This window comes from Leucobacter faecis, from assembly GCF_054456635.2.
The window spans coordinates 1-25233 of the sequence record NZ_JBTJEP020000030.1 but is presented as its reverse complement, the minus strand read 5'-3'; the positions used below and the strand labels follow the sequence as shown (position 1 = coordinate 25233).

Genomic DNA, 25233 nt, shown 5'->3' with positions numbered 1-25233 from the left:
TTCCACGAAGCCCCGCAGGAATTCAACGTTCTTGCCCTCAAATACCGGAAAATCACCCCAAAGCGGTCAACTCAGGTCCTACGTCGCGCAGGACGACCGGAAGGGCGCATAAGGTCCGGACGCAACACCAGGGGCGCTACCTTGACGCGCGGCGCAGCCGCACCGCCCCCACAAAGCCGAGCGCCAAGAACACCAGACCGATGAGCAGTGAGGCACGCGTCGCATCGGTGAAACCCGAGGTGAGCGCGTGCACGACCGCGTCGGTATGCTCGCCGAGCTTGCTCGCACTGCCCTCGGCGCGCAGCTGCGAAATCGTGGTGCCCGCCGACTGCCTCGTGGCCGACGCCAGCTGGTCGGCCTGAGAGGCGGGCAAACCCGCCCCCGAGAGCGCGGCGGGCAGCGTGATCGCGAGTGACACCGACAGCGCGGCGCCAGCAACGGCGGTGCCGAGCGCCGAACCGATCTGCCGCACGGTGCTCTGGGTCGCAGACCCCTGCCCCGACACCTCGACGGGCACGTCGCGCAGCACCGTGCCCGTCAACTGTGCCGACGCGAGCCCCAGGCCGAGCCCGTACAGCACGAGCGGCAGCGCGACGACCCAGCCCGCACTGTCGGGGCGCAAAAGAAACGCGAGCACGGCGACGCCCAACACTTCCAACCCCAACCCAATGAGCACCGTGCCCGGCGCACCAAACTTGGCAGCGACGTGGCGGGCGGCAGCCCCCGACATGAACGCGCCCACCGCCATACCGGCCAGCACAAGCCCGGCCCCCATCACGTCGAGACCCAGCGCGTTCACGAGATACAGCGGCAACACAAACACGATCGTGAACTCGCCAATGGCGACCATCGCGGCCGTCAGGTTGCCCCACGAAAAGGTGCCAAAGCGAAACAGTCCCAGGTCGAGCAGCGCCGAACGCTGCACCCGCTCGCGATGTCGCTCCCACAACACGAACAGGGTGAGCGCGACCGCAGCGATCGCGAACGTAAACGGCACGACCGACACGGGTGCGCCCTTCGGCCACTGCCAGCCCATCATGCTGAACTCCGCGGCGGGTTTCCACCAGCCCAGATCCGGCCCCTCAATGACCGCGAACACGAGCGCGCCGAAGCCGATCGCGCTCAGGAGCGCGCCGTCGACGTCCATACCGGGCCGGTCGGTGCCGCTCTTCGTCTCGCGCACGGTGAAGAGCGCGGCGAGAAACACGAGCGCGCCGATGGGAATGTTGACGAGAAAGATCCAGTGCCACGAACCCCACTGCGTGAGCGCGCCGCCCGCGAGCGGCCCGACGGCGGCGGCCCCGGAGATGACTGCGCCCCACACACCGAACGCTGCGGCGCGGTACTTGCCGCGAAAGGTCGCGTTGACGGTCGACAGCGTCGACGGCATGATGAGCGCCGCGCCCACCGCCTGCACCGCGCGCGCCCCGATCAGCGGGGCTGCGGCGTCGGCCATGGCGGCGAGTACGCTGCCGCCCACGAACACGACGATGCCGATGAGAAACAGCAGCTTGCGCCCCAGCCGGTCAGACAGTTTGCCGGTCGACAGCAGGAGCGCCGCGAGCAGCACCGCGTACAGGCTGTTGACCCACTGCGCGTCGGTGAGGTCGAGGTGAATGTCGGCGATGATCGCGGGCAGCGCGACCCCCACGATCGTGCCGTCGAGCACGATCATGCCGAGCCCGGTGGCGAGCACCGCGAGCGCGAGCCAGTCACGCCGGCTGGGCGCGGGCACAGGCGGAGACGTAGGACTAGGCGCCTGGGGCGCCCCGTGCCTGGGCTGATCTTGCGGTGTCATCGTGACCTCGTCTCGTCAGTGAGTGGCCGCGCTCGCATGAGCGACGCAAGACGGGAACCGCGTGAACGGTGAGTCGACGCGGTCCCCGGCTACAGCACGAAGTTTAACGCCCCGTGATGAGCATGTCAGCGAATCCCGCCACCTTCACCTGCAACGTGTCAATGCGGCGCAGGCGAGCAGCTGCGGTGTCGTAGCCCTCGTATGCTGGCGGTGGATCATTGCGCACATTTCGTGAGCATTGAAAATCACGGCAGGCGAGCGTGCCGACGGTGTTACCCCGCCGGCCGGCATCGCCAACGCGCCGCGCGCTCCAGAACACCACCTCATTGGGCAGCCGCACGTCTTGACACCAATTGCACATCGCGCGCAAACGCGGAGCCCCCTCGGTCTGCGTAAGACAAACGCCAACCTCGACGCCGTCGAGCTGCGGCAACAGCACGTAGGCCCTGCGCGTGAACTTGGGGTCGCGCCAGCCGAAGAGGTCGAGCTCAGCCCACGCTTGTGCGGTGAGCTTCGTGAACCCGCTTGGGAGCGTGAGTTCTTTCACCTCACGGCGCGAAGCATTGATGAACGATGAACGGATGAACTGCTCTGTCAAAGGTTGCATGAGTGTACCTTTCAGAAGCACGAGCCCGCGCGTGACCAGGCTTCGTGCTCCCTAAAAATTTGAGAATGAGTATGCCAAATCAGCCGCACCCGGGTCTCCCCGAAGCGCGGCCGGTGCAGGTGCGTCAATCGCTGTCGGCCAGTGCTTCGCCGACAACCTCCTGACGCTGCGCATACAGCTCTCGATAGTTCACGAGGTCGAGTGTACTCCGCCCTATTCGACTGCCACTCAGCTCGGCCGGTACTCTCAGGAAGCGCGTGCGAGCATCTCGGGGGCGAGAGTGTGACGCAGTACCGCTTCGAGCTTTGCCGCGAGCGCGTCGTTCTCGCCTGCTCCGAGCGCGTTGAGCAAAATACTGCGAGCGTAGGCCGATGTCGGCTGCCCTGCGGCCTCGGCGCGCGCAGTCAGTTCTGCGAGCTGCTCAGCGGTGAGCCGCACCGAGAGCACGGCGGGGGTCGCAGCTCCCGCTCGTCGCTGGCCACGAATCTTGCCGGGACCGCCTTGGTGGTTCTCGGCGTCTGACGCGGCTCGGTCAATCATTTCGGTGATGTCACTCATGATTCCTCCTCGTAGCTGGTCTGGTCGTACTTGTTGGAGTTGAACGCTGTTGCGCCCCAAAGGTATCCGTTGCCGTCGCGTACGGTAATAATGCTGATCAGAAAGCCCGCACTGTCAGACCAACCGATCCGCCTCATCCCTTCCCCTGTATTGGATGCGTAATCGGGAATGAAGTCAACCGCCATCGGGTCGGCATAGGCCTCATTCGCCCACTCAACCGAGATGTTCCTCTCAGTTGCTGCACCCTTGCGAGCGGCACGCGACTCGATGTGTTCTCGTCGGTGCGTCCAATCAGGCAACTCCTCCATGTTTACAAGTTTACTACGTGGTGATTGGGCACTCAAGTGGCGGCTTCGTAAAACCACCTGCAGTGTCTTCAAAAACCGCTCGGCCCGATCGAGGGCCCAGCATCGCGCAGTGGACGGAGCAAGTCTGGTGACGGGGATACACACGAGAATGATCAGGATGGGGGTGGGCTGAACAGTGAGCACGGTATCGAGCTTGCTCATGGAGGGCGCCTTTCGGGGAGTGGTGGTTACCCCAGACGCATGCGAACCTTCCCTAGCCCGCGCGAATTATCGAACGTAGCGTCCTGCGGCACTCCTCGGGGGTCGAGGCTCCCGCTCGCCGCTGGCCACGAATCTTGCCCGGGCCGCCTTGGTGTCTCTCGGCGTCTGACGCGGCCCGGTCGAGCTTTGGTACAAAAGTTGCGGGCAACCAGGCCAAAACACCGCAACATTTGCACCAAAGCTTTCACGAAACACTTTTCACCGAAACACAGGCCCTGGATTCTGCGACTCCTTCGTCGCGCAGAATGACAAGTTAGTTAATCCTTCGGCGCGCAGCGCTAAATGAGCCCGGTATCGGTGGCGACGCGTATGGCGCGCGACCTGCTGTCGACCTCGAGCTTGCTAAAAATGTGTGACATGTGGCTCTTGACGGTCGCCTCAGACACAAACAGGGCGCGCGCAATCTCACGGTTCGTGGCGCCCGTCGCGGCCTTGCGCAGCACCTCGAGCTCGCGCTCGGTGAGCTTGGGGCGCGCCTGCCGCATACCCTTGAGCACGCGCGCCGCGAGATCGCCCGGCAGAAACAGCTCGCCGTCGGCTGCGCGCTCAATACCCTCGATGATCAACTCGGGCGGCGAGTCTTTGAGCAGGTACCCCGCCGCCCCCGCCTCAATCGCTCCGAGCAGCTCGGCGTCGCGGTCGAACGTGGTCAGAATCAGCACGGCGGGCGGCGTGCCTAGCGCGTGCAACCGACTCGTGGTCTCGATACCGTCGATGCCGTCACCCAGCCGCATGTCGCACAGCACCACGTCTGGCCAGCGCCGCTCGGCCATCTCGATGCCCATCTCACCGGTGGGCGCCTCGGCGATCACCACGATGCGACCGGTGGCCTCGAGTACGGCCCGCAGCCCGCTGCGCACCACCGGGTGATCGTCGATGATGATCACCGTGATCGTGCCTTCATCGACATTGCCGCAGAGGTCGTCATCACTGTAACTCACTGAGTGTTCTCCTTTGTCGCCTCTCGTGTTGCGCCCAACGGCAGGTAGGCACTGATCGCGCACCCCTCACCCGGCGCGCTCTCGATGTCGAGCCCGCCACCCAGGTCGCGCAGCCGCTCACGCATCAACCGCAGCCCAAAGCTCGAGGATTCCCCGGCGCGCGGGGCTGGCTCAAGCTCCGGATCAAAACCCACCCCGTCGTCGCGCACGTCGAGGCGTACCTCACCGCCTGCGGCCGACAGGGTGACGTCGACGCGGGCCGCCCGGGCGTGCTGGCGCACGTTCGCCAGCGCCGATTGCGCGACGCGCAAGAGCGCCACCTCGATGTCGACGGGCAGCTGCGGCAGCGCCTCGTCGACGTGTAGCCGGGCCTGAGGTTCGGCCGCCGCCGGGCTCCCGGCGCCACCTACAGTGCCGGCCGCAGCACCACCCGTGTCGTCTGCTTCCGTACCGTGCTCGTGTGCAAACCGGTCGATCATGCGCTCGAGCGCGCCCGCGAGCGCACCCGTTTCGAGCTCGGCCGGGGTGAGCGCCGCAATGATCCGGCGCACGTCACGAAGGCTCTCGCCCGCGAGCTGTTCGATCTGCTCGAGCGGGCCGGGTGGCGTCTCCCCGCGCGGCACCGACACAGAACTGGCGGCGTGCGCAATGAGCCGAATGGATGAGAGGCCCTGAGCGACGGTGTCGTGCACGTCACGGGCGATGCGGGCGCGCTCACCCATCGCACCCGACTGGCGCTGGGCAAGCGCGAGCTCGTCTTGCAGCAGCTCGGTTTCATGCCGGGCCTGGGTGAGTGATTCGACGAGCGCCTCGCGTTCGGCGGCGTCGCGCAAGAGCTGCAGGTATCCGCGCGAGATGCCGAGCGCAAAGACGCCGCCGATGAGCGGGCCGAAGATGTTGGCGTAGCTGGTGTGACCGTGATGCAGCACCGGGGCGACGGCGACGATCGTGTACACGAGCGCCGAGAAGGCGAGTGCCCACCAGCCGGGCAGCAGGTGCCCCGCGAGCAGCCACAGCAAGAACGCGAGCCACACGAACTCGGCCGACACCGCGACCGCCGCACCCCACACCGCAGCGAAACCGACCAACCACCAGATCGTGACCGCGCGCGGGGCACGAGCGGGCAGCAGCGCGCCCGCCGTGTGCCAGGCGAGCACCGCGATGCCGGCGGCGAGCGCTGCAGCGATGTCGGTGCCGTCGCCGATGGCGCGCACCACACCTATCGCGGTGAGCCCCACGGCGATGGCGTGCTGCCCCACGCGCATCGCTCGGGCTGTCGCGGCGGCGGGGCCCAGGCGGCTGGCGCCAGGGGCTCCGGGCAGCTGCGTCACCATGGTCATGGCTCCTATTCTGCGCTACTTGCGCGCTGTGCGCTGAGGTTTCTCGGTGTGGTGCGCGGCCGGCTTGCTCGGCCACCAGATCTTGTCACCGAGCAGCCCAAAGATGGCGGGCACGATGACGGTGCGCACGACGAGCGTGTCAACGATCACGCCGACGCCCACGATGAGGCCGAGCTGACCGAGTGTGACGAGCGGCAGCACGCCGAGCGCCGCGAAGACCGCTGCCAGCACGATACCGGCGCTCGTGATGACTGCGCCCGTGTGGGTGACGGCCCGCACCATCCCTTCGCGGGTTCCGTGTTCGCTCGCCTCGGCGCGGGCCCGATGCACGAGAAAGATCGTGTAGTCGATGCCGAGCGCCACGAGAAACAGGAACGCGAGAAGCGGCACCTGTAGGTCGAGCGCGTGCTGGTCGAACAGGACCCGGCTGAGCCAGGCCCCCGCGCCGATCGCGGCGGCGGCGCTCGCCACGTTCGTAATGAGCAGCAGCACGGGCGCCACGAGCGAGCGCAAGAGCGCTAGCAGCACGATGAAACTCACACCCAGCACGAGCGGTGCGATGACGATCAGGTCGCGAGCGTTGCCCGCACGGGCATCAACATCGGTGGCTACACCGCCGCCTACAAGGGCGTCTGCCCCCGGTACGGCGTGCACCGCCTCGCGCAACTGTTCGACCTGCGCGAGCGACTCGGGGGTGCCCGGTGCGTACTCGCCCGTGACCATCACCTTGGTGAGACTGGCTGTGCCCGCACCAGCTTCGGCAGCAACCACGGTTTCGCCCGCGGGGTGCGCCCGCACCACCCCATCGACGGTGTTCACGGCGTCAATCACGGCGCCCGCCTGCGCCGAGTTCGTCACGATCAGTGTGGGCTGTGCTTCGCCAGCCGGAAAGTGCTCCGCGAGCGTTTCAAGTCCGGTCGCCGACTCGGCCTGCACGCGAAACTTGTCGACCTGGTTCAGCCCCACGCTCGTACCAAAGAGCCCCGTCGCCATGACCGCGAGCAGCAGCCCGCCTGCAACGAGCGAACGCACGGGGCGGCGCACGACGGCGTCAGCGATCCGGCGCCAGATGCTCCCCCGCCCCGCAGCTTCACCGGGACGCGGCACGAACGGCCAGAACACGCGGCGGCCACACACCGCGAGCAGCGGGGGCAGGGCGAAGAGCACCGCGACGAGCGCGATCACGAGGCCGAGGGCAGCCGAGAGGCCGAGGCCGCGCGTGCCTGGAATCACCGCGAACACGAGCGTCGCGAGCGACAGCACGACGGTCACGTTCGACGCGAGAATGGCGGGGGCGGTGCCGCGCCACGCGGCCGCGAGCGCCACGCGGTGATCATCACTGCGGGTGAGCTCTTCGCGGTAGCGCGAGATGAGCAGCAGGGCGTAGTTCGTGCCCGCACCGAACACGAGCACGCTGATGATGCCGGCGTCGAACTGCAGCTCGAGCGCGTTACCCGCGGCGGCGGTCGCGAGGCTCGCGAGCCGATCTGCGAGCGCGACGACAACGAGCGGAATCAGCCACAGCACGGGCGAGCGGTAGGTCGCGATGAGCAAGATCGCGACGATCAAGATCGTCACCGCGAGCAGCGTGAAGTCGGCGCCCTCGAATGACGCGGCCACGTCGGCCCCAAACGCGGGGCCGCCCGTCACCTCGAGGTCGAGCCCCGCAGGTCCGCTCTCGGCGAGCGCGTCGCGCAGCTCGCCGATCGTGGCCGCCGTCTCGGTGTTACTCTCGCCTGTCTCGAGCGGCACGACGAGAATGCCTGCGGCCCCGTCTTCACTCATGATCGGCCCGGTCGCTTTGAGCGCGTCTTTTCGTGCCGGATCTGTGCCGTGCCGCGCCACGGTTTCTTCGAGGCGCGGTGTAAGCGCTTCGAGCGCCGACTGATCGTGAGCGGTGAGCTCGCCACCGTCGGTGCGCGTCGCGACGACGAGCACCGGTTGCACGTCTGCGTTAGGAAACGTGTCGAGCAGCTGGGCGGCGCGCGCCGACTCAGAGTCTGCGGGGGCTTGCGCGTTGCCGCCCGGGGCTTCGACTCCCGAGAGCAGCCCGAAGAGTGCGATGATCACGGCGAGCACCGCCACGAGTGAAACGCGTGCGCCGCGCTTCGAGGTGAGCGCGTGTGCGACCGCGCCAAATTGTTGAGTTTGAGCCATGCTTCTAGCTCACCAGTGCGGGCCGCGCACGGCATCGGGCACTCGGGTGGTCTTCTCGTCATCCTTTTGGGTGAGGTGCGGAGTAGATTTGGTGACGACTTCTCACCCGGCCACCCTCAACCTGGTCATTCTGCGCGACGCAGGAGTCGCAGGATCCAAGACGGGGCTGGATCCTGCGACTCGCAAGCTCGCGCAGGATGACGAGGCGGCTCGCCTGGCGCTACGGTTTACTCGTAGAGCACCGCCGCGATCTCGGGGTCATCGATGTTCGATGCGTCGTACCACTTGGCACCCGTGTCGTAGAACTTCTCGACCGTCTTACCCTGCGACGCATCGTAGGCGGCCTGCACGACGGTGGCGCCGATGCCAATGGGATCCTGGGTCACAGCGCCAGCCATGGTGCCCGCTTTGATGGCCTCAATCTGCGCGGCGCCCGAGTCGAAACCGATGATCGTGAGCTCACCGTCCTTGAGTCCCAGCTCGTTCACACCGTTGACGACACCGATCGCTGCGCCCTCGTTGGTGCCGTAGATGCCCACGAGGTCGGGGTTGGACTTGACCATTGCCTTAGCGATATCTGCCGACTTCAGGTGGTCGCCGTCACCGTTCTGCACATCGACGATCTTAATGTCGGGGTAGTCGGCCTCGATCTTCTCAATGAACCCGTCGCGGCGGTCGGTGCCAGTCTGGCTGGTTTCGGAGTGCACGACCACTCCGATTTCACCCTTGCCGCCGATCAGCTCGGCCATGTGCTCGGCAGCAACGGCTGCGGCAGCCTTATTGTCGGTCGCGGCGAGGCTGAGACCGACCTCACTATTGCACGCCGCATCAAACTGCACGACAGGAATGCTCTTCGTCTTAGCCTCTTCGTAGAGCGGCACGCACGCCTCGGGGTCGAGTGCGGCGAAACCAATCGCTGCGGGCTTCTTCTCGATCGCTGAACGCAGCATGTCGAGCTGCTTGTCGACCTCAGTCTCTGCAGCGGGACCGTCGAACGTGACCTCAACGCCGAGCTCTGCGCCCTTCTCTTCGGCGCCCGTCTTTACGGCCTGCCAAAACTGGTGCTGAAAGCCCTTCGACACGAGCGCAATGACGGGCTTGTCGCCTGCGGCGCCATCACCTGATCCGGCATCGTTTGCAGCGGGCGCGCTGCAGCCCGCGAGCGTGAGAGCGGCAGCAGCGGTCGCGGCGGCGAGCGCAAGCTTCTTTGTGATCTTCATGAAAACTCCGTTGTTTGAATGGAATAGAGATGGTCAGAGGTGGTTTGGATTAAGACTTTGAGCGGTTGCGCAGCGTGTCAAAGAAGACCGCGAGCAGCACGACCAGGCCGACGACGATGTTCTGCCACTCGGTCTGAATCGACATGAGGCGCAGACCGTAGAGCAGCACGTTCATGATCAGTGCGCCGATCACGGTGCCGAGGATCGTGCCGCGGCCACCCATGAGCGACGTGCCACCGATAATCACGGCGGCGATGGCCTGCAGCTCGTAGCCCATGCCAATCTGCGGTTGCGCCGAGTCGAGACGGGCGGCGAGGATCACGCCAGCGATGCCAGTGAAGGCGCCCGCAAAGACGTAGATCAAGATCGTCCAGGTGCGGGTGTTGACACCCGAGAGGCGGGTCGCTTCTTCGTTCGAACCGATGGCATAGGTGTAGCGCCCCAGCAGGGTCTTGGCGAGCACGAGGGCGGCCACGATCGCGACTCCGACCGTGATGATCACGGCGTTGGGGACGCCTGGAATCAGGTTGCCTAGCGCAAGATTCTTGAAGCCGGGGGCGGTGGACGAGAAGTAGATCGGCTTGACCCCCGAGACGACGAGCGCGAGCCCGCCGGCGATCATCATCATCGCGAGCGTGGCGATGAAGGGCGGCAGCTTGAACACCGTCACGTTCACGCCGTTCACGAGGCCCATCAGGGCGCCCGTGCCCACACCTGCGACAACGCCCAGCCAGATCGGCATGCCGAGGTTGACCGTAACCACGCCGGTCATCACGGCGGCGAGCGCCATGCCCGTGCCGATCGAGAGGTCAATGCCCGCCGTGATGATGACGAAGGTGGTGCCGATCGCGAGGATACCCACGACAGAGGACTGCAGCAGAATGCTCGAGACACTGTCCCAGCTCGCGAACCCCGGGGCGGCGAACGAGAAATACAGCACCAGCACAATGAGCGTGCCAAAGGCGAGGGACTGCTGCAGCTGACGCTTCAAAAACGACTTGATGCCGCCCTCGTCGGTGCGCGTGACCGCCTGCTGGATGATGGTCGTCGTCGATGACGACTCCTGTACCTGGCTCATACGTCCTCCTGTGCGTGTGCCGCGAGCTGCATAATGTTTTCTTGGCTGGCTTCGCTGTTGGCAAGCGCGCCAGTGATTTGGCCGTTCGCCATGACCACGATGCGGTCGGCGACGCGCAGCACCTCGGGCAGCTCGGAAGAGATCATGATGATCGACTTTCCCGAGTCGGCCAGCTGCTGCATGAGCCGGTAGATTTCTTCTTTGGCGCCGATGTCGATGCCGCGGGTGGGCTCGTCGAAGATGAGCACGTCGCAGTCACGCAAGAGCCACCGGGCGATGACCACCTTCTGCTGGTTGCCACCCGAGAGCAGCTTCACAACCTGGTTTACCGACGGCGTCTTGATGCGCAGCGTTTGCACATACTCCTTCGCCTGCGCCTTCGCTTTGGCGTCGCCCATCCACCCGAGCGCACCCGAGTAGTTCTCCAGCGATGCGAGCACCGTGTTGAAGGTGACGTCTTGTTCGAGCATCAGGCCGAGCTGTTTCCGATCCTCGCTCAGGTAGCCGATTCCCTTGCGCACGGCGTCAGCGGGCTTCGTGATCCGGGTCTTCTTGCCACCGATGGTGACTGTGCCGCTGGACTTCGGGTCTGCGCCGATGAGCGCGCGAGCGGTCTCGGTGCGGCCCGCGCCCATGAGCCCCGAGAAGCCGAGAATCTCACCGCGGTGCAGGTCGAAACTGACATCTTTGAGCAGCGCCTTGGTCGACAGGTTCTCGACCTTGAGCGTGACGGGGGCCTGGGAGAAGTCTTTGGGGGCTGGGCGTGCGCCCTCGTCGATGACGCGGCCGACCATCATTTCGATGATCTTGGGGATCTCGATCTCGCGCTTCTCGAGCGCTCCGATGTAGCGGCCGTCGCGCAGCACCGTGACGCGGTCGGCGAGGCGCTTCAGCTCGTTCATGCGGTGCGAGATATAGACAATGCCGGTGCCGCGGGCTTTGAGCCGCTCGATCAGCGTGAAGAGAATCTCGACCTCGCTGTCGGTGAGAGCCGAGGTCGGCTCATCCATGATGAGCACCTTGGCGTCGAACGACAGCGCCTTCGCAATCTCGACCATCTGCTGCTTCGCGACCGTGAGCTCGCTGACCTTCTGCTGCGGGTCGAGGTCGATGTCGAGCCGCTTGAGCAGCTCGCTCGTCTGCTTATTAAGCCGCGACTCCGACAGAAACAGTCCGTTCATGGGCTCGCGGCCGATGTAAATATTTTGGGCGACGGTGAGATCGCCCATCAGATTCATCTCTTGGTGAATGATCGTGATGCCGAGCTGCTGCGCCTGCAGCGGCCCGGTGAGGGTGACCTCGTTACCCTCGAACACGATGGTGCCCTCGTCACGCTGATAGATGCCCGACAGGATCTTCATCAGCGTCGACTTGCCTGCGCCGTTCTCACCGACGAGCACGAGCACTTCGCCCGAGTACACATCGAGGTTGACGCCCTGCAACGCCTGCACGCCGGGAAAGCCCTTGCTCACCCCCGACACTCTGAGGATCGGATCGGTCATAGGTTTACCTCTTCTTCATTGAAAGGTGTTGCGGTGTGCGCACCGCACCCTTAAACATCGGGTCAATTCTTGCGGGCATGGGCTGATTTCGCAACCTAGTCACGCAACATTGGTAAATTGAGATCAATTTGCAACCTGAATCGTCACGGTTCATGCATGAAATTGATAGATATTCGCGTTTTTTACGCGGCAGGGTGTCCTACCACGCCTTTTCGAAGCAGAGCATTGGCATATTTGCGAATCTCGCCGGTTCTCACTATGAGGTAGGAGGTCTTAGCAATCTCGTAGTACGCGAACCGCTCGATAAACCGGGTTTGCTCGCTGCCTGCTCCCGCGGCCGCCATGAGCTCGCGCTGCACGTCAAGCACGGTCGCATCGGCCGACTCCATCAGGTCGAGCGCCGGCGCATCATCAAGCGGCACGACGCTCCGGATCGCCGCCAACACAGCGGGGGTCGACGTGCCCGGCAGGTCCACGACTCGGGCACCGAGCGCGTGAGACGGAAAGTGCGCGTCTGCGACCACGACACTGTCTGAGTGACCCATCTCGTCGAGGTGCTTGAGCAGCTCGCCCGTGAGCAGCGGGTTGATTCCCTCAAGCACTATGACACCCCCTCGGCTTGATTGCTTCGGCCGGTTTGGTCGATGCGGTCAATGCCGTCGATGCGATCGATGAGCCCGGCATCTTCGAGCTCGCACCACAGCGCGTGCGGCACATCGACCGCCATGCGCTCGGCGTTTTGGACGAGCTGCGCAGGGCGACTACCGCCCAGCACCACCGAGGCAACACTCGGGTGCCGCAGCGCAAACTGCGCGGCGGCCACCGGCACCGACACTCCGTGCGCTGCGCAGATCTGCGAGATGCGCGCAAGCCGCTGCCACACTTCTGCTGGCACCGCCCCATACTCATAACGTGCATCGCGCTTGGGCGTATCGCTTGCCAGCAGCCCCGAGTTAAACACCGATGCGGCAACAACCCGCGTACTTCGATCACGACAGGCGGGCAGCAGCTCCGCCGCCGCGGGCTGTTCGAGCAGCGTGTAGCGGCCCGCGATCATGATCACGTCGAGCTGCGCCTCGCGCACACAGCGGGTGAGCGCACTCGTAGTCATCGAGCCGACTCCGACCCCGCGGGCGACACCCTCTGCGCGCAGTTGTTCTAGCGCTGGCAGCGCGGTGTCAACCGAACTGTCGAGGTTGTAGCGTTCCGGGTCGTGCAAAAACAAGACGTCGAATCGGTCGAGTCCTGTGCGCGCGAGCGACTCTTCGACGCTCGCGCGAATACCCGCTTCAGACGCATCCCACTCGCGCTGTAGCGTCGCGGGCACGTGAAAGTCATTGGCAAGGTCGAGCTCGCCGGGCTTCGCGGCTGGATTATCGCGCAGCAGCCTCCCCACCTTGGTCGAGACGACATATTCATGGCGTGGCTTGGTGCGCAAGAACTCACCGAGCCTACGCTCAGACAGCCCCAGCCCGTAGTGCGGGGCGGTGTCGAAGTAGCGCACGCCGCTGTTCCAGGCCGCCTCAAGCACCTGCCACGCTTCGTCGTCGGTGAGGGCACGAAACAGATTGCCCAGGTTGGCAGCACCGTAGCCAAGACGCGGCAGCGAACCCGCGAGATCACTTGGCATGCGCGCCCTCCTGCCAGGTGAATTCGGCGCGACTTTCGGCCTTCATCTCCATGCTATTGCCCGGCGTCAAGGGCGGCATGTAGTTGCCGCCGCGAATGTCGGTGGGGGTGACAAAGTGCTCGTGCAGGTGATCGACGAACTCGATCATGCGTCCCTCCCGGGTGCCCGTGACCGCCACAAAGTCGAACATCGAGAGGTGCTGCACCGCCTCGCACAGCCCCACCCCGCCCGCGTGCGGGCACACCGGCACACCGAACTTTGCCGCCAGCAGCAGGTTGGCGATGTTTTCGTTGACCCCCGCCACGCGCACCGCATCGATCTGCATCACCTCGATCGCTTTGGCCTGCACGAGCTGCTTAAAGATCATGCGGTTCTGTGCGTGTTCGCCGGTAGCAACCCGAATGGGGGCGATGCCGCGCGCAATCTCGGCGTGCCCGAGCACGTCGTCTGGGCTCGTGGGTTCTTCCACCCAAGCGGGGTTGAACTCTGCGAGCACCTTCACCCATTCGATGGCTTCAGACACCTCCCACCGCTGGTTCGCATCGATCGCGATCGGGTAGTCGGGGCCGCACACCTCGCGTGCCTTCTTAAACCGGCGAATGTCGTCTTCGAGGTCGGCGCCCACCTTGAGCTTGATTTGAGGAAACCCGTCGGCCATCGCCTCACGCGCGAGCCGCTCGAGCTTTTCGTCTGAGTACCCGAGCCAGCCAGGGCTCGTCGTGTAAGCGGGGTAACCCTCGGCAATGAGCTGTGCCTCACGCTCGGCACGCCCCGGCACCGCCGCCTGCAAGATCTCGAGGGCCTCTGCGTGGGTGAGCGCATTGGTGAGGTAGCGAAAGTCGACAAGTTCAACCAGCTCTTCGGGTGTCATACGCGCGAGCAGCTGCCACAGCGGCAGCCCTGCACGCTTCGCTTTGATGTCCCACAGCGCATTCACGACGGCACCAATGGCCATGTGCATGACGCCCTTCTCGGGGCCGAGCCAGCGCAGCTGCGAGTCGCCGTTGAGTTCACGCCAGGTTGCTCCCATGTTTTCGAGCAGCGGTTCTAATGCACGGCTGGCGAGGTGCCGCTCGAGCACGTCGATCGCCGCGACCTGCACGTCATTACCGCGGCCGATCGTAAACACGAACGAGTGGCCTTCGATACCGTCATCCGCGTCGGTCACGACGCGCAGGTAGGCGGCCGAATAATCCGGATCCGGGTTCATGGCATCGGAGCCGTCCAGGCTCAGCGAGGTTGGAAATCGGATGTCTGTCGTCTCGAATGCGACTATGCGACTCAAATCGCGCCCCTTTGCGTTCATGGAGGTCATTTATCCTCCGACCATTGGAATCATAAACATCCGATGTCTATACTGTCAATTGCAGACCACAGGCAGGAGAAAATAATGAAGTTTGCCAGACTTGGCCCCCTCGGCGCAGAGGTTCCGGTCGTCATCACGGCCGATGCCACCCATGACCTACGCCCGCTCACCAGTGACATCAATGGCGCGTTCCTCGAGAGTGAGCCTGTCGCGCGGATCACCGATGCGCTCGCTTCGGGCAGCCTGCCCGTGCTCACAGACGCTGCCGAGCGACGCATCGGAGCTCCGATCGCACGCCCCAGCGCCGTGCTCTGCATCGGCATGAACTATGCCGCCCATGCTGCTGAATCGGGCTCAGAGCCACCGACCATTCCCATCATGTTTATGAAGACCCCCAACACGGTGGTCGGCCCCAACGACACCGTCACGATCCCCAAGAACAGCGAGAAGACCGACTGGGAGGTCGAGCTCGGCATCGTGATCGGCAAGCGCGCCGCGTACCTAGGCTCCCCCGCAGACGCAATGAATCACATAGCGGGCTTCGTCACGGCAAACGACCTGTCTGAGCGCGAGTTTCAGCTCGAGATCTCGGGCGGCCAGTGGTCGAAGGGCAAGTGCGCACCGGGCTTCAACCCAACCGGCCCCTGGCTCGTCACCCCCGATGAGGTCGATCACCAGAGCCTCGGCTTGCGCAGCTTCGTAAACGGTGAGTCACGTCAAGATTCCAACACGTCAGACATGATCTTCTCGGTCGAACACATCGTGTGGACCCTGTCGCAGTACCTCACACTCGAACCCGGTGATCTTGTGCTCACGGGCACCCCGCAGGGCGTCGCGCTCTCGGGCAAGTACCCGTACCTCGCGCCCGGCGACGTCGTCGAGATCGAAATCGACGGCCTCGGCCGCCAGCGCCAGGAGTTCACCGCATGGGAGGCAGGCAAGTGAGCCCAGCAGACACGACAAGCACCACAAGCGCAGCCAGCGAGTTCTACGGGCTCGTCGCCCTCGTCACGGGCGGCGCTTCGGGCATCGGGGCCGCGGTCGCTCACACACTCGCTGATCGAGGTGCCAGGGTCGCGGTGCTCGACGTGAACCCTAGCGCGGCCGACCCTCGGTTCAGCGCATACACGGCCGATGTGTCTGACCGCGCGAGCGTCGACCAGGCCGTCAAGCAGGCCGCGGCAGATCTCGGCGGCATCGACATCGTCGTCAACAACGCTGGCATCGGCGCGCAGGGCGACATCGCCGCGAACGACGATGACGAGTGGGCGCGCGCCCTGTCGATCAACGTCACCGGCATCGCCCGTGTCACGACCGCCGCCCTCCCCTGGCTGCGCGAGTCGCGCGCCGCCGCGATCTGCAACACCTCCTCGATTGCCGCGACCGCGGGCCTTCCGCAGCGCGCCCTGTACTCAGCAACCAAGGGCGCGGTGCTGTCGCTCACGCGCGCCATGGCCGCCGATCATCTGCGCGAGGGGATCCGCGTCAATGCGGTCAATCCCGGCACGGCCGACACTCCCTGGGTCGGCCGGCTGCTCGATTCGGCTCCGGATCCCGCCGCAGAACGCGCCGCGCTCGAAGCGCGGCAACCGCACGGCAGGCTGGTCTCGCCGCAGGAGGTAGCCGACGCGGTCTGCTACCTCGTGAGCCCTCGCTCCGGATCAACAACCGGCACATCCATTGAGGTCGATGGCGGCATGGCGCAGCTGCGCCTGCGCCCCACCGGCCAGTAGCGTCGCACCCCCTCCAGTCATTCTGCGCGAGCTTGCGAGTCGCAGAATCCACACACCACCTGGACCCTGCGACTCCTGCGTCGCGCAGGGTGACGGGAGGGGGCGCGCTGGCCTAATCCTCCCCGAGGTAGACCCGTGCACCCGTCAGCCCAAGCACTTGATCGGAGTGCGCGCCCGCCCAGCGCGAAACAAACTCGAGCCAGCGGCCGTAACCCGCCTCGATGTCGTCACCGAAGGAGGCGCCCCAGTCGCTGGCAAACATGAGCCGCTCGGCGCCAAACGCGTCGAGCGCAGTGTCGAGAAACGGCGTGAGCTGCGTCTCACTCCATGCGCCGTTACTCTCACCCGGCAGCCCCGATACCTTGCACGTGACGTTAGGACGCTGGGCGAGGCCACGCAGATGGCGCTCCCATGTTTGTGCGGGTGTCTGCGGTGCAGCGGCCGACCCGACCGCCGGCTTACCCAGGTGATCGAGCACAATCGACAGTTCGGGCACGGCGTCGGCGAGCGCGGCAACCTCGGGCAGCTGCTCGCGTGTGACACACGCGTCAAACACGAGGCCACGCTCGGCCACCTGCTTAACCCCTGCCACAAACGCTTCGCTCATCGCAAAACCCGCGGGCTCACCCTGCAGCAGCCTGCGCACCCCCACCACAAGCTCGTACGCCGCAAGCGCGTCGAGGTGCTCGCCCAACTGCGGCAGCTCGACGGGCGCAAACGCGACGATGCCGCGCAGCCCCACCCGCTCACGCTCCGATGTGACCCACGCCACCTCATCGATCGATTGCTCGGGCAGACAGTCCGCCTGCATAAAGATCGACTCAACCCCTGCACCTGGTCGCAGCCCCGCATGGTCCATCGCGGCGATGGCCTGTGGCGCTGCCAGCTGACGATTCAGCGCGGGCACCCCCTCCAGCCACGGGTAGGTCAAGCGTGCCGGGTCCCACAGGTGCAGGTGAGTATCGAGAATGCGCATGCTTCTATACTGGCGAACTCTCGCCACCTCCGCACCCAGACATCCGATCAATGGCTATGATGACTTCATGGCTGTCACCGACGAAGCAATTGAGAAGATCAAATCAATGATTGTCTCAGGCGAGCTTTCGCCTGGAGACCGCCTACCCCCCGAGAAGGAGTTGGCCGAGCGGCTGGGCCTGTCACGAAACTCGATGCGCGAGGCCGTGAAGGCGCTCGAGGTGATTCGGGTGCTCGACGTGCGCCGCGGTGACGGGACCTACGTGACGAGCCTGGAGCCGCACCTGCTACTCGAGGCCATCTCGTTTGTGGTCGACATGCACGATGACTCATCGCTGCTCGAAATCTTCACGGTGCGACGCATTCTCGAGTCGCAAGCGTCGGCCCTCGCGGCCACCCACGCGAGCGCCGACGACATCGCCGCGTTGCGCGAGGAGATTGAGCTCGGTGGCAACGCGGCCAGCATCGAGCACCTCGTCGACCACGACGTGCGCTTTCACGGCAACATCACGCGTATGGGCGGCAACACCTACCTCGCCAGCCTCGTCGAGAGCCTCACCACGCACACCGTGCGCGCACGAGTTTGGCGCGGTATCACCGAGCAGGGCGCGGTCGATCGCACGATCGCCGAGCACCGCGCGATCGTCGACGCTCTAGAGCGCGGCGACGCGAGCCTCGCGGCCGCCCTCACGACCGCGCATATCGCGGGCGTCGAGCACTGGCTCTACCGCGCCGCTCACCCCGAGGCATAGCGCCCGCACTCCCCTGATCCGGATCAAAGAAATCGGGCCCGACACCAAGATGGTGCCGGGTCCGATTTGAGTGCCAGGGTCAGCCCTTGACCGAGCCCGACATGAGGCCCGCGATGAAGTACTTCGACAGGATCACGTAGACGATCACGGTGGGCAGCGATGCGAGCAGAGCACCGGCCATCGAGATGCCGTAGTTCGTGAGAATCGCGCCGTTCGCCAGGTTGTTCAACGCGAGAGTCACGGGGCCGTTGACCGGTGCCGAGAAGAACACAGCGAACAGAAAATCGTTCCACGCGGCCGTGAACTGCCAGATGATCACCACGACAAAGCCGGGGATCGCGATCGGCAGTGCCACCGACCAGAACGTGCGCAGCATGCCCGCGCCGTCGACCTTGGCGGCTTCCATGAGCTCGTGCGGCACGCTCTCGAAGTAGTTTCTGAAGATGAGCGTCGTGATCGGAATGCCGTAGACGATGTGCAGCACGATCAGGGCGGGAATACCGCTGGGCACGCTCAGCCCGATCATCATGTTGACGAGCGGAATGATGACCGCCTGGTACGGCAAAAACATGCCGAACAAGATGAGCGTGAACACGATGTCGGCGCCCGGGAACCGCCAGCGTGAGAGCACGAAGCCGTTGAGACAGCCGAGCACCGCAGAGATGAGCGTCGACGGGATCACCATCGAGAGCGTGCGGCCCATCGAGGGGCCGAGCTCGTTGAACGCCTGCTGCCAGTTTTCGAGGGTCCAGTTTGTGGGCAAGAACCAGGCGTTGTCTGCCGTCGCGTCACCGATGCCCTTAAAGCTCGTGATGACGAGCACGTAGACGGGAATGAAGACGAAGATCATGCCCACGAGAAGCAGCCCGTAACGCACGGTGCGGGCGGTACCCGACTCATCACGCTTACTCGGTTTGCCCGGGTTGCCTGTCGCGCCGTTCGCGTTCTTGGCGCGCTTCGCGCCAGCCCCGCCTGTGGCGATCGCTTCGGTGGCGGTCATGACTTGCGCTCCCTGTGCTGGTGAATGAGGTAGGGCACGATGAGAATCGCGACGATAACGAGCAGAATCATGCCGACCGCTGCCGCGTTGGCGTAGTCGAAGCTCGACTTGAAGACGAACATGTCGACTGCAGGAATCTTGGTCTGGTAGTTCGACGGGTTCGAGATCGACATGATCAGGTCGAACGACTTGAGTGACATGTGGCCGATGATCACGAGCGCGCTCATCACGACGGGAGTGAGCTCGGGGAAGATAACGTGGCGGTAGACCTGCCACTCGCTCGCGCCGTCGACACGCGCAGCTTCGCGCAGTTCGACGGGCACCCCGCGAAAGCCCGCAAGAAAGAGGGCCATGACATAGCCCGATAGCTGCCACACCGCGGGCAACGCGATCGCCATGATGCCGAACGTAACGTTGTTCCACCACGGGTTCTGCAGAAAGTCGAGTCCGACCATCTGAAACAGTCGGTTGAGGCCGCTCGCGTCTTCTCCCTCATTGGAGTTCAGCAGCCACCGCCACACCACACCCGATGCGACAAACGACACGGCCATGGGAAAGAGGTACACGGTCTGAAAGAACCCGCCGCCCTTGATGGGGCGCTCGAGGATCCATGCCCACACGAATCCCACGATCATCGCGCCCGCAAGAAACACGACAGTGAAGAGCGTAAGGTTGATCAGCGAGTGCTGAAACGCCTTATCGGTGAGGAGGTTGGTGTAGTTTTCAAACCCGACAAAGTTCGAGGGTTGCACACCGTTGGCCTGCGCGGCCGTGTGATTGTCGGTCAGTGACGTCCAAAAGTTCTGGCCGATGAGAATGTAGACAAACACACCCACCAGAATCAGCGACGGCGCGACCATCAGCAGCGGGGCTGCATATTTTCGCATGAGAGTTCCTTCTGGGGCCGGTGATGAAACGGTTCGGCCCCACCCGAGTAGGTGGGGCCGAACCTGTCACGGTTACTTCGTGTACTTCGCCGCTGCCTCGGCGAGCGCCGTCTGGTAGCCGGCGATGTCAGTAGCACCCGAGGTGTACTGGCTCGTTGCGTCAGATATCGCGTTCAACCAGGCGACCGGCACGGCAGCGCCGTGCGCGATCGAGGGGGCAATCTTGTCGTCAGCGAACGACTTCAGCGCCGTCTGCTGGTAGGCGGGGAACTTCGAGTTGTCGGCGTCGGTGCGAGCCGGGATCGAACCCTTTGCGAGGTTAAACGCTTCCTGGCCCTCGACCGAGCTGATCGTCTCGAGCCACGCCTTCGCGCCGTCGGGGTTCTTCGCGCCCACGGGCAGCGTGAACGAGTCGGCCAAGAAGCCGAAGATCTTGTCGCTGTTGCCCTTGTCTGCCGGGATCTCGAAGTAGGTGAAGTCTTCGCCGTCCTTCTTATCTGCCTGCTGGAACGCTGCAACCGCCCAGTCGCCCATGACGTTGTAGGCGGCCTTGCCGTCAATGACCAGCTGGGTCGCCTCGGGCCAGTCGAGCCCGTCACGGTCGGTGTTGGTGAAGTCCATGAGCGTCTCGAAGTGCTCGAGCGCGCCCTTCACCTCGGCACCCGACCAGTCGGTCGAGCCGTCGAAGAGACCGTTGTACGTGTCTGCGCCCAGGCTCGACATGAGCACGGCCTCGAGCAGGTTCACCTGGGTCCAGGTCTGCGCGACCGAGAGCGGGGTCTGGCCTGCAGCCTTAATCTTCTCGAGGTCCTCCACCCACGCGTCGAAGTCTGCGGGCGGGGTGCTGGCGTCGACGCCTGCGGCTTCGAGCACCTCGGTGTTTGCCCATACAACGTTCGACCGGTGAATGTTTGACGGCACCGAGTAAATCTTGCCGTCTACGGTGAGCAGGTCGACGAGGTCGGCGGGAAACGCGTCCTTCAGCCCATACTCGTCGTACAGGTCTGACACGTCTTCGAGCTGACCGGCCGAGATGTAGTCAGTGAGCTCGGCGCCAGCGTGTGCCTGGAACGAGTCCGGCGGGTTCTTCGTCTGCAGGCGGCTCTGCAGCAGATCCTTTGCGGCTGAGCCAGCGCCACCAGCGACCGAACCGTTGACGAACGTGTAATCGGGGTGCTGCTCAGCAAACACCGCTTCAAGTGCCTCGAGGCCCGCCTTCTCTGAGCCCTGCGCCCACCAGGTGAACACCTCAACGTCTTTGGTCGATGCGGCATCGCCGCCCGCATCGCCTGAGCCGCCGCCCGAGCAGCCGACGAGGGCCGTGACCGCGAGCATCGCGAGGCCTACGCCCCAACGCTTCTTTCGATTAAGCATCTCTTCTCCTTTGAATAGCCAAGCTGTGCGAAACGAGAACCCGTGGGCTCATGCATCGCATTGTGTCACAAAACTGTTGTTTGCATGTTGCTTTTGTTCGCAATTGTTACATTAGCGCGATCTATCAATCATTGCTTTGCGCACGACCGTCATTTTTCAAGCTCCGGATCCGGCCGCCTCAGCAATGAGCAGCTCAACACCGGCCTCCACGAGCGCCTCGCGCGCCTGCCGCGGCAGGCCGTCATCGGTGACGAGCACATCAAGGTCAGCGAGCCGCACAAAAGTCGTCAGCCCCACGACGCCCCATTTTTCGGCGTCGGCGAGCACGACGCTGCGCCTGGCGCGCGACAGCAGCTCCTCGTTCATCTGCGCTTCAAGCAGGTTCGGGGTGGTGCAGCCCGCTTCGAGGTCGATGCCGTGCGTACCGAGCACAACGGTGTCGAGGTGCAGCGGCTGCAGTGATTGCAGCGCGATGGGTCCCACAAGCGCCTGCGACGGCGTCGCTTCACCGCCGGTGAGAATAACGCGGGTGCTGCCGTGGGCCCACAGTATTTGCGCGACCGGCACGGAGTTCGTGGCGACAGTGAGGTCTGGAATGCGCGCGGCATACTCAGCGAACGCCAGCGACGTTGTGCCGGCTCCGATGCCGATCACTTCACCGGGCTGAATCTGCCTCGCAGCAAGCGCGGCGATCGCCTGCTTCGCGGCCGGGCTCATGAGCCCCTTCACGCTCGGTAGCGGCTCCTCGGCAACATGGCCGCCGCGCAGCCTGGCACCGCCATGAATGCGCTCAAGCCGCCCCTCGTCTGCGAGGATCGTGATGTCTCGCCGTACGGTCATGAGCGACACGTCGAGCTCGGAGGCCAGGGAACTCACGCGCACGGTGCCACGATCGGTCACTCGTTGCAGGATGCGTTCGCGCCGCTCGGGGCCAAGATCTGGGGCTGCCATGTGCCACATCGTATGAGGCCCACGCCGTTCGCACAAGATCGAACATTACCGCGCAGGGGTTGCGTGGCGCTCGAGCGCGTCTGCCGCGCGCACGAGTGACAGGTGCGAGAACGCCTGCGGCATGTTTCCCACGGCGCGCGCATTCACGGGGTCGTACTCTTCTGACAGCAAGCCCACGTCGTTGGCAAACGAACACAACCGATCCATCAACGCACGCGCTTCAACTTCGCGGCCGCTGCCCGCGTATTGCTCCACAAGCCAGAACGAACACGCCAAAAACGGGTGTTCGTCGCCGCTCAGTCCGTCGACCCCTGCGGCGGTGCGGTAGCGCAGCACGAGACCGTCGCGCATGAGGGTCTGCTCAATGCGCTCCACCGTTGCCAGCATGCGCGGGTCATCGGCCGTACAATAGCCCACTTGCGGCAGCAGCAACAGTGAAGCGTCGACTTCATCGTTCCCGTAGTACTGCGTAAAGTATCCGCCTGCAGCGACCCCGTGCGCATCGATCTCGGCGCAAACGCGGTTACGCAGACGGCGCCAGTGGTCGACTTCGCCGTGCGGATCCGGCATTCCATGCTCTTCGACCGCCCGCACCGCGCGATCGAACGTAGCCCACATCATGACCCGCGAGTGCGTAAAGTGCTGCGGGGCGCCGCGAATCTCCCAGATACCGTTGTCGGGCCGGTCGATCTGAGCGGCCGCGTACTGCACAAGGTGCCGCTCAAGCGCCCACGAGAACTCAGATTCCTTGAGCCCAGCCTGCCGAGCGGCTGACAGGGCGACAAGCACTTCTCCCACTACATCGGCCTGGTACTGCAGCGCAGCTCCGTTGCCGATGCGCACGGGCCGCGACCCCGCGTAGCCCGCAAGGTGGTGCAGCTCGTGCTCGAACACGTTGCGCTCCCCCGCGATGCCGTACATAATCTGCAGGTCGGCGGGGTCACCCGCGACCGCGCGCAGCAACCAGGTGCGCCAGTGCTCAGCAACATCAACGAAACCGTGGGCGAGCAGCGCCTCGAGCGTGAGGGCCGCATCGCGCAGCCACACAAACCGGTAGTCCCAGTTGCGCTCGCCCCCAAAATCCTCGGGCAGCGACGTGGTCGCAGCCGCGGCGATGCCACCCGTGTTGTGATTTGTGAGCGCACGCAGCACGAGCAGTGAGCGGGTCACCTCGCGCTCGTACCCGCTGAAGCACTCGATGCGATCTGCCCAGTCCTGCCACCAGCGCGCGGTGTGCGCGAGCGTCTGGGCAACATCGAGCGGCTCGGGCAGCTCGCGAAATGACGGAAACCAGGTGAGCGTGAGGTCGCGCACCTCGCCCGCCTCAATCGTGAAGCTGCCCGCGTGCCGATGGTCTGCCGCTTCGAGCGGCATGCCGCGCAAGAGCACCGCGTCGGGGCCCGCCATCGCGAGTACCGCGGGCGCATCACGGCTGCCAACCTGCCGCACCCACGGCATCGCCCGCGCGTAGTCAAACCGCAGCCGCACATCGACGTCGAACGCGACACTGCCAGTCACGCCCACGACCCGGCGCACCACATCGACGCGGTCTTGCCCGGTGTGCGCGTGCTGCGCCACGGGCATCACGTCGTGCACCTCGGCCACCCCGCCCGCAGTCTCCCACCGAGTCACGAGGGCGAAGGTGCCGCCCGCGTACGCGCGTGTTGCATTCGCTTCCGGATCCCTCGGTGCGACGCACCATCGTCCGTCATCGGGCCCGCCCACGAGGCTGCCCAGCACCGACGGCGAATCGAGTCGGGGTAGACACAACCAGTCAATACTGCCGGTTTTCGAAACGAGCGCAGCCGTGCGGCAGTTACTCAGTAGCGCGTAGTCCTCGATTGGAGTGCTCACGCCCTCATCATGGCACTGCAGTGGAACCTGCACCAGAGCTGCGTCAGGAGGACACCAAAGAATGTTATTCACACCGCCCCCTAGACCCGTGTATCGTTACGCGATACAATGAGGCATGATCGTCAGCTTTCGACACAAAGGGCTAGAACAGCTTTACCTCACTGGCTCAAAGAAGGGGGTACAGGGCGATCATGTACCAAAACTTACGCGCATTCTGTCAGTGCTCGATGTCGCACACGCCCCTGCCGATGTCGACATTCCAGGCTTTCGATTACATGAGCTCAAAGGGGACCAAACTGGGCACTGGTCCACGCGGGTCAATGGGAACTGGCGCGTAACATTCAGATTTATTGGCCAAGACGTAGAACTCGTCGACTATCGCGACTACCACTGAGGTGAAAAGACATGGTGATGCAAAATCCGGTGCACCCCGGCGCAGTCCTTCGAGAGGACGTACTATCGGAGCTCAATCTCACAGTCAGTGAAGCATCCGCCCGGCTGGGAGTCTCGCGCGTGACCCTCAGCCGTGTGCTCCACGAGCATGCTCGAGTCTCTTCAAATCTCGCGGTGCGGCTTGAAGCGGCTGGCGCAGGTAGCGCTCGAGTCTGGCTGGCCATGCAGACCGCGCACGATCTTGCAATGGAACGTACCGCGGGTCTGCCCCATGTGCGCCGCCTCGATGCAGCCTGAGAAACTTTGTCGACAATAAATTCGGCACATTACTAACTGCGGCCGGTCACACCCCAAAGGGTGTAACCGGCCGCAGTGGTTTTACTTGCTAGTGGTTACTTTTTGACACCCGGGATCACGCCGACCCAGTACTCGTCAACCAGACGCTGGAGGAACGCCGCCATCGCCTCCCGGCTCAGACCATTCTTCGGACGGTACTCAGGACCAGCAGCAGTCCAGTACCCCTTCGACAGACCCTCAGTACCCATCCACTCGATCTCCTTGTAGAACTTCGTGTTCTTATCGACGTCAGAGAAGCTCTGCGTCTTCGG

25 protein-coding genes are annotated in these 25233 nt (G+C 64.4%); 5 read left to right on the top strand and 20 right to left on the bottom strand.

Going from position 1 to position 25233, the window contains the following annotated elements; all coding sequences use genetic code 11:
* Positions 1 to 136: 136 nt before the first annotated feature.
* The 13 genes from ACXR2T_RS15405 to ACXR2T_RS15345 form a co-directional block, all read right to left on the bottom strand.
* A complete protein-coding gene (locus ACXR2T_RS15405) occupies positions 137 to 1675 on the bottom strand; it encodes an MFS transporter (protein WP_458840394.1) in 1539 nt (512 codons plus the stop codon).
* A 226-nt stretch (positions 1676 to 1901) separates the two neighbouring features.
* Entirely contained in the window at positions 1902 to 2405 is a 504-nt protein-coding gene (locus ACXR2T_RS15400; RefSeq protein ID WP_458840365.1) for an FBP domain-containing protein, read from the bottom strand.
* 246 nt (positions 2406 to 2651) lie between these two features.
* A complete protein-coding gene (locus ACXR2T_RS15395; protein WP_458840367.1) occupies positions 2652 to 2963 on the bottom strand; it encodes a plasmid mobilization protein in 312 nt (103 codons plus the stop codon).
* On the bottom strand, positions 2960 to 3472 hold the full coding sequence (locus ACXR2T_RS15390; protein ID WP_458840369.1) for a hypothetical protein: 513 nt from the start codon (positions 3470 to 3472) through the stop codon (positions 2960 to 2962). The genes ACXR2T_RS15395 and ACXR2T_RS15390 overlap by 4 nt, the downstream gene beginning before the upstream one ends.
* A gap of 338 nt (positions 3473 to 3810) precedes the next feature.
* A complete protein-coding gene (locus ACXR2T_RS15385) occupies positions 3811 to 4473 on the bottom strand; it encodes a response regulator (RefSeq protein WP_458816955.1) in 663 nt (220 codons plus the stop codon).
* Positions 4470 to 5813: a sensor histidine kinase gene (locus tag ACXR2T_RS15380; RefSeq protein WP_458840371.1), complete on the bottom strand. Its 1344-nt coding sequence runs from the start codon at positions 5811 to 5813 to the stop codon at positions 4470 to 4472. The genes ACXR2T_RS15385 and ACXR2T_RS15380 overlap by 4 nt, the downstream gene beginning before the upstream one ends.
* A gap of 15 nt (positions 5814 to 5828) precedes the next feature.
* Positions 5829 to 7970, bottom strand: coding sequence for an MMPL family transporter (locus tag ACXR2T_RS15375; RefSeq protein WP_458816959.1), 2142 nt, complete (start codon positions 7968 to 7970; stop codon positions 5829 to 5831).
* 227 nt (positions 7971 to 8197) lie between these two features.
* On the bottom strand, positions 8198 to 9190 hold the full coding sequence (locus ACXR2T_RS15370) for an ABC transporter substrate-binding protein (protein WP_458840373.1): 993 nt from the start codon (positions 9188 to 9190) through the stop codon (positions 8198 to 8200).
* 49 nt (positions 9191 to 9239) lie between these two features.
* On the bottom strand, positions 9240 to 10268 hold the full coding sequence (locus ACXR2T_RS15365; protein WP_458840374.1) for an ABC transporter permease: 1029 nt from the start codon (positions 10266 to 10268) through the stop codon (positions 9240 to 9242).
* Positions 10265 to 11770 carry a sugar ABC transporter ATP-binding protein gene (locus tag ACXR2T_RS15360; protein ID WP_458840376.1) on the bottom strand — a complete coding sequence of 502 codons (1506 nt, stop codon included), beginning with the start codon at positions 11768 to 11770 and terminating at the stop codon, positions 10265 to 10267. The genes ACXR2T_RS15365 and ACXR2T_RS15360 overlap by 4 nt, the downstream gene beginning before the upstream one ends.
* Before the next feature lie 182 nt (positions 11771 to 11952).
* Positions 11953 to 12372: an RbsD/FucU family protein gene (locus tag ACXR2T_RS15355; RefSeq protein WP_458840378.1), complete on the bottom strand. Its 420-nt coding sequence runs from the start codon at positions 12370 to 12372 to the stop codon at positions 11953 to 11955.
* Positions 12372 to 13400: an aldo/keto reductase gene (locus ACXR2T_RS15350; RefSeq protein ID WP_458840380.1), complete on the bottom strand. Its 1029-nt coding sequence runs from the start codon at positions 13398 to 13400 to the stop codon at positions 12372 to 12374. The genes ACXR2T_RS15355 and ACXR2T_RS15350 overlap by 1 nt, the downstream gene beginning before the upstream one ends.
* Positions 13390 to 14685 carry an L-fuconate dehydratase gene (locus tag ACXR2T_RS15345; protein WP_458840395.1) on the bottom strand — a complete coding sequence of 432 codons (1296 nt, stop codon included), beginning with the start codon at positions 14683 to 14685 and terminating at the stop codon, positions 13390 to 13392. The genes ACXR2T_RS15350 and ACXR2T_RS15345 overlap by 11 nt, the downstream gene beginning before the upstream one ends.
* A gap of 105 nt (positions 14686 to 14790) precedes the next feature.
* Between ACXR2T_RS15345 and ACXR2T_RS15340 the strand changes: the two genes are divergently transcribed.
* Together ACXR2T_RS15340 and ACXR2T_RS15335 are read left to right on the top strand one after the other, a co-directional pair.
* Positions 14791 to 15651 (top strand): fumarylacetoacetate hydrolase family protein, encoded by an 861-nt coding sequence (locus ACXR2T_RS15340; protein WP_458840381.1) that lies wholly within the window; start codon positions 14791 to 14793, stop codon positions 15649 to 15651.
* Positions 15633 to 16439 carry an SDR family NAD(P)-dependent oxidoreductase gene (locus ACXR2T_RS15335; RefSeq protein WP_489945555.1) on the top strand — a complete coding sequence of 269 codons (807 nt, stop codon included), beginning with the start codon at positions 15633 to 15635 and terminating at the stop codon, positions 16437 to 16439. Before ACXR2T_RS15340 ends, ACXR2T_RS15335 begins: the two co-directional genes overlap by 19 nt.
* A 112-nt stretch (positions 16440 to 16551) precedes the next feature.
* On the opposite strand, the gene ACXR2T_RS15330 is transcribed toward ACXR2T_RS15335, so the two are convergent.
* A complete protein-coding gene (locus ACXR2T_RS15330) occupies positions 16552 to 17415 on the bottom strand; it encodes an amidohydrolase family protein (protein WP_458840384.1) in 864 nt (287 codons plus the stop codon).
* Positions 17416 to 17482: 67 nt separating this feature from the next.
* Between ACXR2T_RS15330 and ACXR2T_RS15325 the strand changes: the two genes are divergently transcribed.
* Positions 17483 to 18166 carry a FadR/GntR family transcriptional regulator gene (locus ACXR2T_RS15325; RefSeq protein WP_458840386.1) on the top strand — a complete coding sequence of 228 codons (684 nt, stop codon included), beginning with the start codon at positions 17483 to 17485 and terminating at the stop codon, positions 18164 to 18166.
* 79 nt (positions 18167 to 18245) lie between these two features.
* Here ACXR2T_RS15325 and ACXR2T_RS15320 read toward each other — a convergent pair whose 3' ends face one another.
* The 5 genes from ACXR2T_RS15320 to ACXR2T_RS15300 form a co-directional block, all read right to left on the bottom strand.
* Positions 18246 to 19166, bottom strand: coding sequence for a carbohydrate ABC transporter permease (locus ACXR2T_RS15320; protein ID WP_458840387.1), 921 nt, complete (start codon positions 19164 to 19166; stop codon positions 18246 to 18248).
* On the bottom strand, positions 19163 to 20053 hold the full coding sequence (locus ACXR2T_RS15315; RefSeq protein ID WP_458840388.1) for a carbohydrate ABC transporter permease: 891 nt from the start codon (positions 20051 to 20053) through the stop codon (positions 19163 to 19165). Before ACXR2T_RS15315 ends, ACXR2T_RS15320 begins: the two co-directional genes overlap by 4 nt.
* 72 nt (positions 20054 to 20125) lie before the next feature.
* A complete protein-coding gene (locus tag ACXR2T_RS15310) occupies positions 20126 to 21427 on the bottom strand; it encodes an ABC transporter substrate-binding protein (protein WP_458840390.1) in 1302 nt (433 codons plus the stop codon).
* 156 nt (positions 21428 to 21583) lie between these two features.
* Positions 21584 to 22378, bottom strand: coding sequence for a DeoR/GlpR family DNA-binding transcription regulator (locus tag ACXR2T_RS15305; protein ID WP_458816967.1), 795 nt, complete (start codon positions 22376 to 22378; stop codon positions 21584 to 21586).
* A 45-nt stretch (positions 22379 to 22423) separates the two neighbouring features.
* Positions 22424 to 24232 (bottom strand): glycoside hydrolase family 15 protein, encoded by a 1809-nt coding sequence (locus ACXR2T_RS15300; protein WP_458816973.1) that lies wholly within the window; start codon positions 24230 to 24232, stop codon positions 22424 to 22426.
* A gap of 115 nt (positions 24233 to 24347) precedes the next feature.
* On the opposite strand from ACXR2T_RS15300, the gene ACXR2T_RS15295 reads away from it, so the two are divergent.
* A complete protein-coding gene (locus ACXR2T_RS15295; protein ID WP_458816975.1) occupies positions 24348 to 24626 on the top strand; it encodes a type II toxin-antitoxin system RelE/ParE family toxin in 279 nt (92 codons plus the stop codon).
* 11 nt (positions 24627 to 24637) lie between these two features.
* Positions 24638 to 24922, top strand: a complete 285-nt coding sequence (locus ACXR2T_RS15290) for a HigA family addiction module antitoxin (protein WP_458816977.1) — start codon at positions 24638 to 24640, stop codon at positions 24920 to 24922.
* A 95-nt stretch (positions 24923 to 25017) separates the two neighbouring features.
* On the opposite strand, the gene ACXR2T_RS15285 is transcribed toward ACXR2T_RS15290, so the two are convergent.
* The coding region (locus ACXR2T_RS15285; protein WP_489945554.1) for an S-layer homology domain-containing protein at positions 25018 to 25233 on the bottom strand (216 nt) is incomplete at its 5' end.